The following is a 14,413-nucleotide window of genomic DNA, read 5'->3' on the forward strand; positions in this document are numbered from 1 at the left end:
GTGCCGGTCGTCGATACGGAGTCCGGCTTCACGCTATTCGAGACTCTGACTGCTATGCTGGTCATGTCGATCGGCCTCGTCAGCCTTTTTGAAGCGCATTCGCACGCGCTGAGAACCGCGGAAGCCGCGGCCAATTATGCGAGAGCGAGAATTTTTGCTCAGGGGTTGCTCGCGGACACCGTTGGAGGGTGGAGTGGAAAACTCATCTCCAAAGCGGGAACTGACGACGGTTTTTCCTGGTCGATCAATGTCGCACCGGAAGATGCGTCGTGGGCCAAAGTCGAAACGAAAGACAATTGGAGGCTTCGGCGCGTTCGCGTGATCGTGAGCTGGGCTGGCGGCCGCCAGATCGAACTCGACTCCTTGAAACTCGGTCGCACGAATGGCTAGCAACACGCCATCGTCTGGTTCATCCGGCCGCGAGAACGGGTTCACGCTCATCGAGCTGCTCGTGAGCTTGACGATATTGACGGTCGTCTTGGGACTCCTCAGTTCCGCACTGCGGACGCTATCGCAAAATTGGAATGCGAACGCGGATCGCATCGAGAGACTGGAAATGGTCTCGCGTGCGTTCGATATTTTTACGAGAGACGTTTCCGGTTTTCAGCGCCTCATCAGCACCTCCAACGACAAGCCGCGCTTTATCTTTACCGGAACGCAAAATCGGCTGTCGTTCGTAACGATCGAGCCGCCCTATCCGACCTCGCCGGGCGCTTATTTCGTGGATTATTCCGTGGTCCCCAATGGACCGGCGTTCGATCTCGTCCGTGCCCGCGCTCCGTATCAGACAAAAATGCAGGCCTTTCCCGGAGCGACACCGGCCAACATCGTTCCGCTGCTGCAGGGCCGGTTCAAATATCAGTTCTCCTACGCGCAGAAGGGGACACCGGATGGACCATGGCTTGCATCGTGGCGGAAGCAGAACAGGCTGCCGGACTTAATCCGTCTCGAAATCATCGATGCGGAAAGAGGGACCGATGTTTTCCAACCTTTTGTCGTCGCGCTTCGAACCGATGCGGAGTTCGGCTGTTTGGCAGAGGGTTCGGATAGGTGCAGCGCGAAGACTGGCGGCCAGATCAGCCAAGATGGCGCCCAGAATGCAATGCTTGGGCAAGCCGGGAGGTAAAGGGTGAAAAGCGGCACGACACTGAAATTGTTTGAGCGTGACGGCGAACTGAAGCCGGCGCGCGAGCAAGGGTTTGTGCTGTTGGTCGTTCTGTGGGTTCTCACTTCGGCAGTTCTGCTCGTTGCCTCATTCAATGCCGCCGTGCGCAGCGGCGCTGCTTCAGCCGTATCCGAAATCGGATTGACCAAATCGGAAGCATTGCTTGATGCGGGTCTCGAAGTTGCGGCTGTGCATTTGATAGATCAGGACGAAAAGCGCCGTTGGCCCGGCGATGGATCGAAACATCGTTTAGCCTTTGCCGGCGCGGATCTGACCCTCACAGTGACAGAGGCAAACGGCTTGATCGATCTGAACAAGAGCGACGAGAAGTTGCTGCGCGCCTTCTTTCAGAAATTCACAAATTCCACAGCGAAGGCGGCACAATACACCGATGTTATCCTACGGGCCCGCGAAGCTGCCTCCGGGGATAAAAAGACCGAGGTCAGCAACACGGTGACTGGAGGCTCGCAGAGCTTTCCGGGATCTCACCCGGCGTTCATCGACGTATGGCAGCTTGGCCGTTCCGGCGGAATCCCCCGCGATGTCTTTGCTCGCGTAGCCCCATTCCTGACCGTCTATAGCCGTGATGGAATGATCTATCCTGTGGCCGCCCCTGCGGAGGTTCTGGAGGCAATTCCGAATCTCAACAGAGCCGACATCGAGAAAGTGAAGTACGCGGACAAGACCGCCCTTACCGACCTCATGCAGAAAGCCCAATCCTATCTGACCGATCAAAAGGGCCCCGCGTATCTCGTCTCCGTTCGCGCGCATCGAACCGACGACAATTATAGCACCGATAGAACCTTCGTGATCGCGACCGGGATCGACCCCCGTGCTCCTTACAGATTGCTGGCGAAGTGGCCGACGACGAATACGGCTGCGGAGAAAACACGATGACGAGAGATGACGCTCACAAGAGCCGAATTCGCCGCGCTTATTCGCGATGGCTTCGCGAGTTGAGTAATTTCTTGACGCCGAAGCGGACGGCCGAGCGCCCGTGGCGGACCATGCTTTTTCACACAGTGGAAGGGTTGGAAATTTTCACCAAGACGAACGGCCCGGTAACGCGCCTCGGTATTCTGAGGGCGGGTGCGACGCCCGATGAGGTCGCGGGAATTAGACGATTGCTGCTCGGCAAAGCCGCACAAGATCCGAAACAGGTAATACTGCGTTTGTCACCCGCAGACGTCGTGCAGCGAACCATTCAAGTTCCGAAAGCCGCTGCCGATCTGATGGACTCGGTCGTGGAAAACAAGATCGAGACGATCGTCGCGTGGCCGCACGAGAATACGTGCTACAGCTATCGCGTAGCCGGTGCGAATGCGACGTCACCGGACCAAATCAACACAGACATCATCGCCACGACGAAGACGATCATTGATACCGCGCTCGAGAGCGCTCGCGCAGTCGGGCTTTCGCCGTGCGCTGTCGACTTCGCTCCGACGCCCGAAACGGCATCGCTTGCCGAGTTGATGCAACTCGACGCGGATCCGATCGGCAAGACGGCAACGAGGCTCAATGCTGTGCTCGGCGCACTAGTTCTCTGCAGCTTGGCGATCTGGGCTTTTGGAGTCTATCAGGTGTGGGATCTTGAGGCGCAATACAGTGAGCTGGACGGGAAAATCGCGGCGGTGACATCGCGGGTGGAAGAGGTCAAGCGGCTCAATGACGAAAATACCAAATTCAAAGAACAGCGCGAGCGCCTCGCAAAACGCAAGATCGACTATCCTCCAGTCATGACATTAGTCGAAGCGCTCAGCCGCTCGCTCCCGGACACGGCTTACCTCGACGAGCTCGAAATCCACGACAACGAAGCCCGTATCGTTGGAAAATCCGCGGACCCAACGGGTTTGATCGGCACACTCGAAAGCAGTCCCGAGTTTGAAGATGTTCGCTTCGCAGCACCAACGACGCGTGAGGACGGGCAGACACTTGGAACATTCTCGATCGTTGGGAAAGTCCAGGGCGCGCCGCAGCATGCGGAGAACAGCCAATGAATATATCGTCGAGCCCACCGCGCGCATACGTAGCCATTGCGATTCTGATCGTTGTCCTAGGGACTCTTACGGCGATTGCTGCTGCACCGTTTTTCCAGATCGAGACGCTGGAAGCCCAAATCGCGGAAAGGCAGCAGTTGCTGCCTGAGCTACGCGCGAAAATCGCTCGAGAGAGCGAATTGAAAAAGGAGCATGCCGATCTAGCCGCACTTGGACAGGACAAAAGCCTGCTGCTCGAGGGAGATAAAACGGGTGTCGCAGGCGCGCACTTGCAGAGCTTAGTCAATGGGCTCGTTACCGCGAATGGCGGCACGGCTTCGAGCATCCAGATTTTGCCGCCGAAGGAGGACGGCAATCTCATGCGGATCTCGGTGAGCCTGTCGATCAATGTCGGTACGGATGGCCTCCGGGATATTGTCCATAGTCTGGAAACCGGAACGCCGCTTATCTTTATCGATGACATCATCGTACGAGCCATTCACGACGATTTTCGCCCGCCCGAACCGCATTATCTCGGCCCGCTCGACGTAACGCTGCAAGTAAGCGGCTTCGCCGTTCAGAGCGGAGGGTCCTGATATGTTGGAGAAGTATCGTCCGCATCTCCTGATTTTTATCTCTCTCGCGCTTGCGGCACTCGTTTGGCTCGACAATCAGAACCTGCTGTTTCCCGTAAAAGCTGCCGTCACCGTTTCAAAAGCGGAGAGTTCCGCACCGGCCAATGAGGCGAATAGCAAGCAGGCATCCGGTGTCGGACCGGCGCCGCCTGCTGCAACCGTCGACCCGCTTTTCAACGGCAATCCTCTTGCCTCCTTTGACAAGGCAACGTTGGAAAATTGGGTGGATAGGCCATTGTTCGCGCCAAGTCGGAAGCGGCCTCCGCCGCAGGCGATGGCGAAAGCGGCCGCCAAGCCGCAGCCCCCGCCGGATTATCGGCTGCTCGGAGTCATTCTCAATCGCAAGCGGACGATTGCGCTCATGCGCAGTGAGGGCACTGGAGCGGACGTCCGCGTTCAAGTTGGCGATATGGTCGGCGGATGGTCCGTGACCGCAGTCGAAAGGGAATCGGTCATCCTTAAGCGGGACGAAGATACGTCTCAAACCGTACGATTCAAGAAGGACTGCAGTGGTTCGGACGGCACCGCCTGCCCTTGAAAAACGAATTTCGTTACGACTTCACGGCATGGGCGGTTGTTGCTTGTTGGCGGTGTCGTTCGGCGGCGGACTCTTCGAAGTATCTGGGGCGCTGGCCGCGGAGATGAGAACCTTCTCGACGCCGGTGATATTCTTTTGCGATCGCACGATCATGTAATTTTGATTGCGCAACAATCTTTCGAGGATGTTTGGTAGGCTTCCACTCAGCGTTATGGAGATCGGATCGCTGGAAATGTCGTCGTTCATGCCTGAAACTTCGATCCCGTACTTATCGTGCAGAGCCTGAAGCACCGCTCCAATAGAAACTTTGTCGACGTTCATATGGATACCCTGCGCCGGGTGATCGCCATCGATGGTTACCCCCTCTGCGTGGAGCGTCGAATGTCCGAGCAGGAAAATTGATACCGCACTCATCGGGATAACCCGAAGGCCGTTTCGAAACCTAAAAAATCGATGAGGCCACGCTGGTCCGTTCATTGACAGATCCACATTCGAAGGACAATCGCTCACGACGGGACTTCGCTTCAATAGCAACCTGCATCGAGCATGCATTTGTCGTATCGCCAGTTATCGAATCCCCACCGCTCGTATGACCAGGGTTCCCAGCCTCGTCCCATGACCAGATCGCAGCGATACATGACGCGCAGGCACCGCTGATAATCTCGGCAGATACCTTCATGGCGATGGACGTGATAAATGCCGAGACGAGGATCCCACCCGTACATCGGCCGGCAATGGAAGCCGTGGGCCTTCTGCACCAGCGAGGTTCCCGAGGAGCCATCACTCATCCCCAAGCCCAACGGGCCGGCCTGTCCGCCGGATGAGGATAGAGAGCAGGCAGCCGCGCAAAGTACGGCTACCACCGAGAGACTTCTACTTCTTTTTCGCAATCCAACCTCCCGCCTACGGCGCCAATTCAGTGCCACCAAGGAAAAATAGCGAAGCATGGCTCGGCCTTCTCCTACAGTGCTTAACCGATTCCTGCACAATGCGAATGTCCGCACACTACCGTATGTGCAATAAATTGATCTCATATTTCGCCCGGCGAAGACCAAAATGCTATCGGGGTCGCCCAATTGCCACTCCCATTTTAATCCGAACGATGATTTCCACGAATTACGATTTTCTCCAGGGAGCGAAAAGAAGAGGCAGGCCGCGGACAATTGGACGGCCAAAAAGATCGTCTATCGGCCTCCGCAATGGATGGGGAAAAGGCGCAATCTCTAAAAACGAAGCGCAAATCCATTCGCGATTCACTTTTTGCAGCGCAGCTAAAGTAAGAAAAATATAGATTCCCCAGAGGGATGAGGCGAGCGCTATATTTCAGATGTTCGAAGCAAAAATATGCCGCGTGCCGCCGGGAAAAGCTTCCGTCCCGCGACGCCTTGGTCTAATATTTCATATAATATCTGCAAAGCCAAAAAATGTACGTATGCGGATTAAATACGAGTCCAAGCGGAAATTGGACCTAAAACGCAGACCGCAATCAAGAGTCTGCGACAGGAGAGAAACGCCAATGAAGGGAGCCATTGGGGATATACGCCTTTCGCCATCCTCAGATTTGGATATCTGTGACACCGAATATTGTTCTCGCAGCGGTGGATTCTCCGCATTTCGCGAAGCAATATCCGGCGCCTTTATGCCGTGGCTGATCGATTATAAGTCAGACGTGGAATTCGAAGCCCGAATGGCGTGCGCGACCTCGGAAATTGGCTCGATTGCCAGAGTTAGAATGTCTCCGGTTGTTGCAATTCGAAGAAGCGTCGAGCTAGCCAAGTCATCTATCGACTGTCTATACGCGAATTACGTGATTTCTGGGGAATTGCACGTCGAGCAGGGTGGGCACACAACAACTGCGAAATGCGGAGATATAGTATTATACGATAGCGCATTGCCAGTTAGGATTCTCGAAGTGAATGATGGCTCCTATGAGGATCTAGCATTTCGTATTCCAAAGACGAAATTGGCTCAAGCCAGGAATTCCGGCGCTATTGTGGATAATGTCGTAATTACCGCTGAGCACATGATAAGCCCATTATCCAGCTGCTTGACATTTTTGACGCAAAATATGCTCACGACTTCGGCCGAGGAATTGCGAGCTCTTCAGGAGACGTGTGTCGCGCTCTTGCCGGTGGCGGCAGGCCACGCAAGTGACCGAAGCGAGCATGCGGACAAGATCGGTCTAGCGTCCAATTACTATATGCGCGAGCTTATGCTCTTCATAGAATCGAGTATCGGCGACGCCACACTATCCCCGAGTTCGGCAGCCGATCATCTCGGCATTTCAGTTCGCTACGTGCACAAGCAATTTTCGGGGAAGGGCACGACATTTAGTACGTACGTAATGGCCAAGCGTCTCGATCTCGTGCGGCAGGATCTCATTTCGCAAGCTTGTCGCCATCAACCGATCTTTGCGTTGGCTTACCGGTGGGGCTTCAACGATCTCTCGACGTTTATAAGAGCGTTCAAGAAGAAATTCGGGTGCTCGCCGCGGCAGTACCGGCTAAAGTTTTAGGAAATTAAAATATTCTATTGAATAAGCGATGCGTTTCTCAATGCTCTCATTGAGACTTCGAGGTGGCGGGAATTGCAGCCTCGCACCTGGAAATAAAAAACGCCATCAATTCCTCCATCACCAAATTGGTTCGCTCCCACCGTAGCTCGCATAATCGAGGCCGGTCTTAATGCGGCTGCTCGCGGATATCGCTTGAGCGCGAGCCACCGAAATAAAGAAAAAAATTCAGGAGCCAAATAATGGAGCGTACTATCTTTTTTGAGGCGGGACCCAGGCGGTCGCGTCAAGTCCTTGCTGCATGCTCGTTGCTGGCAGCGGGATTGGCGTCAACTCCCTCGCTCGCGAATAATAATGACAGCCAAAACAACTCGGGGCCGGTCGTCAATCTCACCGACGGTGCCGTTCGCGGAACAACCAAGAACGGTGTCAATGTGTTCTTGGGCATTCCTTATGCGGCGCCGCCCGTCGATAAATTGCGATGGCAGCCGCCGCAGCCGGTAAAACGCTGGAAGAGCACGCTGGACGCCACTCAGTTCGGCAACACGTGCCCGCAGGTGACGGAGCTTGGCGCATTCGCCGGCCCAACGAGCGTCAACGAAGATTGCCTCTATCTCAACGTCTTCACGTCAAAGGGTAACTCTTCAAAGAAGAAAGGTGTGATCGTTTGGATTCACGGCGGCGGCAATGTCGACGGCGAATCAAACGACTACGACGCGAGCAAACTCGCGACGGGCGGCCCTGACGGGCACGACACGGTTGTTGTTACGCTCAACTATCGCATGGGCCTGTTCGGCTACCTATCGCATCCGGCGTTGAACCAGGAAGGTCATCTCTGGGGCAATTACGGCATCATGGATATCCAGGCCGTGCTCCGTTGGGTCCAGCGCAATATCGCTGCTTTCGGCGGTGATCCAAACCGGGTTGCCGTGGGCGGCCAATCCGCAGGCGCGACCGACACCGGTGCTAACGTACTCTCCCCGCTAAGCTCGGGCTTGTTTAGCCGAGCCATCTATGAGAGCGGCCCGCTCCCTACGCTTCCTTCGGCGGATACCGCGAAGACGAATGGTCAGGCTTTTGCGACAGCAGCAGGCTGTCCGACAGGGTCGAACAGCAAGGCGGCGGATTGCCTGCGAGGCCTCTCGACTGAGCGCATACTTCAGCTTCAGGGCACGCCGAACGCCAATGGCCCCTACATCACCGGGCCGTTCGTCGATGGCACCGTCATACCGATCGCTCCGGAAAAAGCCTGGACGACCGGTAGGTTCAACAAAATGCCGGCAATGGGCGGCCGCGTGAAAGACGAGGGCAACTTCGGGATCGGTATCACCGAGTATTTCTCAGGTCCGCCGCCGGTCCCGATGACGGCCGATCAATACACAGCTGCGGTCACGAAGACATATTCCGGAAATTCCGGCCCAGGCGGTGCGCCACCGGCCTATCCTGCCGGAACAGTCGATGCCGTGCTCTCGCACTATCCGCTATCGGCTTACAGCAGCCCGCCGGCCGCCTACGATCGTGTGACCACGGATACTCAGAAGTGCCAAGCAGATCATGTCCTGAACCTCTGGGCGCCGCAAATTCCGACCTTCGCCTATGACTTTACGTACCAAGACGCGCCATATTACTTCCCGAAAATGGCGGGGTTCAAGCCGAACGCGGCGCATACGATCGACATCCAGTTCCTGTTCGACAAATGGCATGGCAGCAATCTGGGTGTGAACCTGGATCAAACGACCGGGCAGCCACGTGAACTCAATACCCAAGAGAGCAAGCTCTCCGATCAGCTGGTTGCGGCATGGACGAACTTCGCTTGGTCGGGCAATCCGAACGGTTCGGGCAATTCGCCATGGCCGAGCTACGCAGCCGGGGCAAATCCGAAATATCTCGTCGAAGACATTCCGCTTTCAACGACGAACCGGACCCAATACAGAGCCGCGTATAAGTGCGACTTCTGGGATACCGTTCTTTATTACGGCCCCTAAAAACGAGAACGTGGCCGCGCCCACCATGGACGCGGCCACCCACCATCGATCGATCATTCTTGGCCGCCGAGGCTCGCCTGGGCGGCGTTTTTTATCTTCGGTTGGTTCACGTCCGCGCTGCTAACCACGCCCGGATAAACTCTCGAGAGGTGCACTCTCAGCAAATCAATGTTCGCTCTGCGCAAAGTACGAAACCTCTCCAATGAGATTTAAGTGCCTGTCCTCACAAAGGAGACGAGGCGGCAAACGCACGTCAATGAGAAGCATAAAAAAACGAGATTTCGGAGAGGAATGTCCATGCGAGGTGTGTTTCGTGACGGCGCCCGACTGCGGTCGTGGCGCAAAGGTGCTTTTGTCTGCTCGCTGTTAGCAGCGGGACTGGCAGTCGGGCCGGCGTTGGCCCACAGCAATTCGAATTTCAACTTTGGCCCCTTCTACTTCCCGTTCTGGGGCCATGACTTCAACTACTCCGGTCACCATCACGACAATGACAGCAATCCCCCGACGGTGAACACGGTCGAGGGTCAGGTTCGCGGTTACACCAAGAACGGTGTCAATATCTTCCTTGGCATTCCGTACGCCGCTCCGCCGGTTGGCGATCTGCGCTGGCAGCCACCGCAGCCGGTGCAGAAGTGGCGGTCAACGCTAGATGCAACGGAATTCGGTCCTACCTGCCCGCAGGTGACGGAGCTTGGCGCCTTCGCCGGCCCAACAAGCATCAACGAGGACTGCCTCTATCTGAACGTCTTCACGACGGGCAAGGACCGCACCAAGAAGCCGGTTCTGGTCTGGATCTATGGCGGCGCTAACGAGGACGGCGAGTCGAACGACTACGACGGCAGCAAGCTTGCGACCGGCGGGCCGAACGGCCAGGATACCGTCGTCGTGACGTTGAACTACCGCATCGGCATTTTGGGCTTCTTCTCCAACCCTGCGATCAACGCGGAGAAGCACCTCAACGTCAACTACGGCATTCTCGATCAGCAAGCCGTGCTCAGATGGGTTCAGCGCAATATCGCAGCCTTCGGCGGCGATCCCAGCAACGTCACGCTCGGTGGTCAGTCGGCAGGTGCCTACAACACCCAGGCGAACTTGATATCTCCGTATGCCAAAGGGTTGTTCCAGCGGGCAATCCTGCAGAGCTACCCGGCGACCACATGGCTGACGGCGGCTACGACGCTGACTCGTGGCACCAACTTTGGCGTTGCATCAGGATGCGCGGGTTCGGACGCTGCTGCCGCGAAGTGCTTGCGTAAGCTTTCCGCTGCTCGCGTACTGCAGCTCCAAGGTACGCCGAACACCACGACAGCCTATCTCGCTCAGGTGACGGTGGATGGGAACGTCATTCCGTCACAACCAGACGACGCATGGAAGACCGGCAACTTCAACAAGATGCCGATCATGACGGGCGACGTCCATGACGAAGGTAACTTCACCGTCGGCATCAACGAGTACTTCTCATCGCCGCAAGCACCGATGACCTCGGATCAGTACTTGGCGAAAGTCACAGGTGCAGCGCTTGATCAGTACCCGCTTGCCAACTATGGCAGTCCGAATCTTGCGTACAACGCATACGGCTCTGACCCGCAGGCATGCCTCACCCTCCACGTCGTCAAGGAATTGGCGTCGTTGGTGCCAGTCTACGCTTACGAGTTCAACTACCAGAAGGCGCCGTATCACTTCCCGCAAATGCCGGGCTACATACCGCTCGCGACCCATACTAGCGATATTCAGTTCCTGTTCCCCGGCTATCACGGCGGAATCTTGGGCGTGAATATCGATCAGACGACGGGACAGCCACGCGAGATCAGCGGTCAGGAAATCGCTCTTTCCGATCAGTTGGTGGCAGCGTGGACGAACTTCGCGAAGACCGGCAATCCCAACGGCTCCGGCAACTCTCCGTGGCCGAAATTCACGGCGGATGCGCAGAGTTTCTACTCGCAGAACGTTCCTACGTCGTCGGTCTACGCTGCAGATGCCTACGCGGCCGATCACAAATGCGCTTATTGGAATCCGATCCGCGGATATTGAGAAGCGATAGCTGATAGCACAAAGTTGATCCCGTCCGGACCTCGATCCGGGCGGGCTTTGCATTTCTGGTATGCCGTTGGATTTCGCGGCGTCTTTCGTTTGTTCACCCAAATCCCTTTCGCGTTCCCCGTGCGCAAAGTTAATCCGGCCCATGTGCGCTCCAATCCGGACCTCGCAAGAGGCGAGCAATTCAGGCTCGTCGATGAGAAAAAATGATAATGACAATGACTCCCGGGAGAGAAACCATGCAATGCACGTCGAGCCTAAGCGCACGGCGCCGATCGTTGCGCCTAAGCATTTTTGCCTGCTCGCTGCTCGCAGCAGGACTGACCACATTACCTGCGTGCGCCCATGACCAAGGCAATGACGAGAGCAGTAAGAGCGGCCCGACCGTCACCACCACTGAGGGTCCTGTTCACGGCTCCACGAAGAACGGCGTCAATATCTTTCTTGGCATTCCATATGCGGCGCCCCCCGTCGGAAATCTCCGCTGGCAACCGCCGCAGGCAGTGAAGCGCTGGAAGACTAGTTTGGATGCGACGCAGTACGCCCCGACCTGTCCGCAGGTGACGGAGCTTGGAGCCTTCGCCGGCCCGGCAAGCGTCAACGAAGACTGTCTCTACCTCAACGTCTTCACGACCGGGAGCGGGCGCAATAAAAAGCCGGTTATCGTCTGGATTCACGGCGGCGGCAATGTCGACGGCGAATCCAACGACTACGACGGCAGCAAGCTCGCCACGGGCGGTCCGAACGGCACCGAGACCGTTGTCGTCACCATGAATTACCGCCTCGGACTATTCGGCACCTTTTCAAATCCTGCGATCAATTCGGAAGGCCACCTCTGGGGCAACTATGGGACCCTTGATCAGCAGGCCGTGCTCCGTTGGGTCCAGCGTAACATCGCATCGTTCGGTGGCGATCCGACCAGAGTTACGCTCGGCGGCCAATCCGCGGGCGCTTATGATACGGCTTCGCAGGTACTGTCGCCATTGAGCGCCGGACTGTTCAATCGGGCTATCTACCAAAGCTCACCTGGGTTCTTTTCGTTTCTTCCCTCAGCTTCGGACGCGTTGACGAGAGGCACCAATTTCGCGACGGCCGCAGGATGTTCTGGCTCGAACGCTGCGACTGCGAAATGTCTACGCACTCTTTCGGCTGCTCGGATTTTGCAGCTTCAGGGGACGCCCAACGCGGATGGTCCCTACACGACCGCGAGCCCGTTCGTCGATGGCACGATCATCCCGGTTACGCCGGAACAAGCCTGGACAACGGGAAGGTTCAACAAGATGCCGGTCATGGGCGGCGCGACAAAGGACGAGATGACGTTCCTAACGGGTATTTCCGAATACTTCTCCGGACCGCCGCAGGTGCCGATGACGGCAGCACAGTACGCGACCGCTGTGGCCGAAGGGACTCCGGGCTGCAACTGGTGCAACGGAGGAAAATTTCCGGCGGGAGCGGCTGCCAAGTACCCGCTCTCTGATTACGACAACGATCCGATGATCGCGTTTGAGCGAGCGCTGACGGACCCGGCGAAGTGTCGAGAGCTTCACGTTTTGCAGAAGATCGCGCCGCAGGTGCAGACCTACGCCTATGACTTCACATATCGGGATTTGCCGTATTACTTCCCGAAAATGCCCGGCTTCAAGCCCTTGGCATCGCATACCATCGACATCCAGCTTTTGTTTCCGGGCTACCACGGCGGCAACCTCGGCGTGAACCTCGACCAGGAGTCAGGCGCGCCGCGCGAGCTGAACGGCAAGGAGACCCATCTCTCGGACCAGCTGGTGGCGGCATGGACGAACTTCGCGAAGTCCGGCAATCCCAATGGCTCAGGTAACTCGCCGTGGCCGAAGCTTACGGCCGACGCCAATGGTAAGTATTTCGTGCAAGATATCCCGCTGTCGACGACCACGGTTTCTCAGTTCAGAGCCGATTATAAATGCGACTTCTGGGACCCAACCTTCACGTACTAGGTTGGGTGCGAAGGGGTGTCTGCTTAGGTTGAATTTAAGCGGGCACCCGTTTGCTGCATTCGACTCTGGGCTCTGAGCGCCCAACCAGTTCGCTCGATACCAAGAATGTCGTTTCGAAGACTCTTAGATTGCGTGCTCTCTAAGGAGGAGAGCCATGCAAAAACAAAAACGCCGTTTGGTGAGAAAAATAGCAGCCGGAGGCGCCGCGCTTTTATCGCTTGCGTTCGTACCCGCAATCGCCGCAGCACAAGAACTTTCCGATCTCAAATCTTCGCCGCCGCTCACACTCAAAGGCGAAGGAAGCTTCTTCGTGGGCGGGAGCACCCACGTCATCGATCCCAAATATATCTCGCCGTCGACGTTCTCGGCCGATTCAGGGAACTCGATGATCAACCAAATGTACGTCCAGTACCAAATTCCGCAGAACAACATCGATCAGTATCCGATTGTCTTCGTGCACGGTTGCTGTTTGACGTCCAAGACGTGGGAGACGACACCCGATGGCCGCATGGGGTGGTATGAGTATTTCACGCGCAAGGGCTTCAAGACCTACATGGGCGAGCAGGTCGGTCGCGGTCGTTCCGGCTTCGATGCCTTGAATTACCAAAAGGTGCTGACCGGTGATCTGCCTGGTAGCAAGAACCCGGCGATCCTGATCGCCACCGACAAGTTTGCCTGGTCTGTGTTCCGCTGGGGCGACTTCGATACGAAGACCCCCTTCAAGGACGAGCGCTTCCCGATGCAAACGGTGGGCGTTGGCAAAAACGCGACGCTGGATTTCTACAAGCAGGTCATCCCTGACCTGAATTCCACGTTGAGCGAGGCCTCTTCGCCGACTTGCGCCGACGGCAACTGCACGCCGAGCGACCCGAACGCACCGTTCAACTCACCCGACAACATGGCACTGCTCGCAAATCAATTGGGCGGAGCCATCCTCGTCGGTCACTCGCAGTCGAGCGGCTATCCGACAATGGCTGCGTTGAGACCCGGTTCGACCAACGTCAAAGGAATCATTCAGCTCGAAACCGGCTGTTTCTCCAATCTGACCGCAGCGAACATCAAGGTCCTCAAGAACATCCCCATCCTGATCATGGTGGGCGATCACTTCACGACGGCGCAACCGCCGGCTACCTGCGTCACGATGCAGAAGCAGATCAAACAAGCGGGCGGCGACATGACGTTCGTTGCGCTGCCCGACCTCGGCATCCACGGCAACAGCCACATGTTCATGCAGGACAACAACAACCTGCAGGTCGCCGACATCATCATCAACTGGATCAACAAGCACGTGAGATTCAAAAATCACGGCCACGGCTAGCAGCGCCGTTCTCGGCCAGGAGGTATTTGGAACCCGCCGATGGCAACATCGGCGGGTTGCTCATCTGCGATGGAGTGGACAGAACCTATCGGCGCGTCCGCGCGTGACCGCGAAGGATCTCGCGATGATGGCCAACAGGATCAGCCGAAGCCGGTTGTGAAATAGCCTGATTGGGTTTGGAACTGTGGCGCGCTACGACTTAGTGGAACGCCGAGGCGGACTTTCGGTGCCGCGAACCCTTTTTCAACGACATGTGCATAAGATTTGCCACGCAGCG

The 14,413-nt window shown here is 56.7% G+C and carries 12 protein-coding genes; 11 read left to right on the top strand and 1 reads right to left on the bottom strand.

The window, feature by feature from the left end; translation table 11 throughout:
* The 6 genes from WC811_RS18750 to WC811_RS18775 are packed head-to-tail and all read left to right on the top strand — an operon-like array spanning position 1 to position 4,314.
* Entirely contained in the window at positions 1-390 is a 390-nt protein-coding gene (locus WC811_RS18750) for a hypothetical protein (protein WP_372646932.1), read from the top strand.
* The gene (locus tag WC811_RS18755) at positions 383-1,126 is read left to right on the top strand and encodes a prepilin-type N-terminal cleavage/methylation domain-containing protein (protein ID WP_372646933.1); all 744 of its coding nucleotides are present in this window, start codon (positions 383-385) and stop codon (positions 1,124-1,126) included. Before WC811_RS18750 ends, WC811_RS18755 begins: the two co-directional genes overlap by 8 nt.
* 3 nt (positions 1,127-1,129) lie before the next feature.
* Complete coding sequence (locus tag WC811_RS18760; RefSeq protein ID WP_372646934.1) at positions 1,130-2,062, top strand: hypothetical protein; 933 nt, start codon at positions 1,130-1,132, stop codon at positions 2,060-2,062.
* Entirely contained in the window at positions 2,059-3,162 is a 1,104-nt protein-coding gene (locus WC811_RS18765) for a PilN domain-containing protein (protein WP_372646936.1), read from the top strand. The genes WC811_RS18760 and WC811_RS18765 overlap by 4 nt, the downstream gene beginning before the upstream one ends.
* Positions 3,159-3,737 (top strand): type II secretion system protein GspM, encoded by a 579-nt coding sequence (gspM, locus tag WC811_RS18770; RefSeq protein ID WP_372646937.1) that lies wholly within the window; start codon positions 3,159-3,161, stop codon positions 3,735-3,737. Before WC811_RS18765 ends, gspM begins: the two co-directional genes overlap by 4 nt.
* A gap of 1 nt (position 3,738) precedes the next feature.
* Positions 3,739-4,314: a hypothetical protein gene (locus tag WC811_RS18775; RefSeq protein ID WP_372646938.1), complete on the top strand. Its 576-nt coding sequence runs from the start codon at positions 3,739-3,741 to the stop codon at positions 4,312-4,314.
* 21 nt (positions 4,315-4,335) lie between these two features.
* Here the strand turns inward: WC811_RS18775 and WC811_RS18780 are convergent, their stop codons facing one another.
* Positions 4,336-4,728, bottom strand: coding sequence for a hypothetical protein (locus WC811_RS18780; RefSeq protein WP_372646939.1), 393 nt, complete (start codon positions 4,726-4,728; stop codon positions 4,336-4,338).
* Between the two features lie 1,102 nt (positions 4,729-5,830).
* Between WC811_RS18780 and WC811_RS18785 the strand changes: the two genes are divergently transcribed.
* The 5 genes from WC811_RS18785 (at position 5,831) to WC811_RS18805 (ending at position 14,136) form a co-directional block, all read left to right on the top strand.
* Complete coding sequence (locus tag WC811_RS18785) at positions 5,831-6,829, top strand: helix-turn-helix domain-containing protein (protein WP_372646941.1); 999 nt, start codon at positions 5,831-5,833, stop codon at positions 6,827-6,829.
* Between the two features lie 239 nt (positions 6,830-7,068).
* Positions 7,069-8,811, top strand: coding sequence for a carboxylesterase/lipase family protein (locus WC811_RS18790; protein WP_372646942.1), 1,743 nt, complete (start codon positions 7,069-7,071; stop codon positions 8,809-8,811).
* Between the two features lie 291 nt (positions 8,812-9,102).
* Positions 9,103-10,842, top strand: a complete 1,740-nt coding sequence (locus WC811_RS18795) for a carboxylesterase/lipase family protein (RefSeq protein ID WP_372646943.1) — start codon at positions 9,103-9,105, stop codon at positions 10,840-10,842.
* A gap of 218 nt (positions 10,843-11,060) precedes the next feature.
* On the top strand, positions 11,061-12,818 hold the full coding sequence (locus WC811_RS18800; protein ID WP_372646944.1) for a carboxylesterase/lipase family protein: 1,758 nt from the start codon (positions 11,061-11,063) through the stop codon (positions 12,816-12,818).
* Positions 12,819-12,972: 154 nt separating this feature from the next.
* The gene (locus WC811_RS18805) at positions 12,973-14,136 is read left to right on the top strand and encodes a hypothetical protein (protein ID WP_372646945.1); all 1,164 of its coding nucleotides are present in this window, start codon (positions 12,973-12,975) and stop codon (positions 14,134-14,136) included.
* The last annotated feature ends 277 nt before the right edge of the window (positions 14,137-14,413 follow it).

The sequence above is a fragment of the Hyphomicrobium sp. genome (genome assembly GCF_041659645.1).
In the GTDB taxonomy this organism is placed as follows: domain Bacteria; phylum Pseudomonadota; class Alphaproteobacteria; order Rhizobiales; family Hyphomicrobiaceae; genus Hyphomicrobium_B.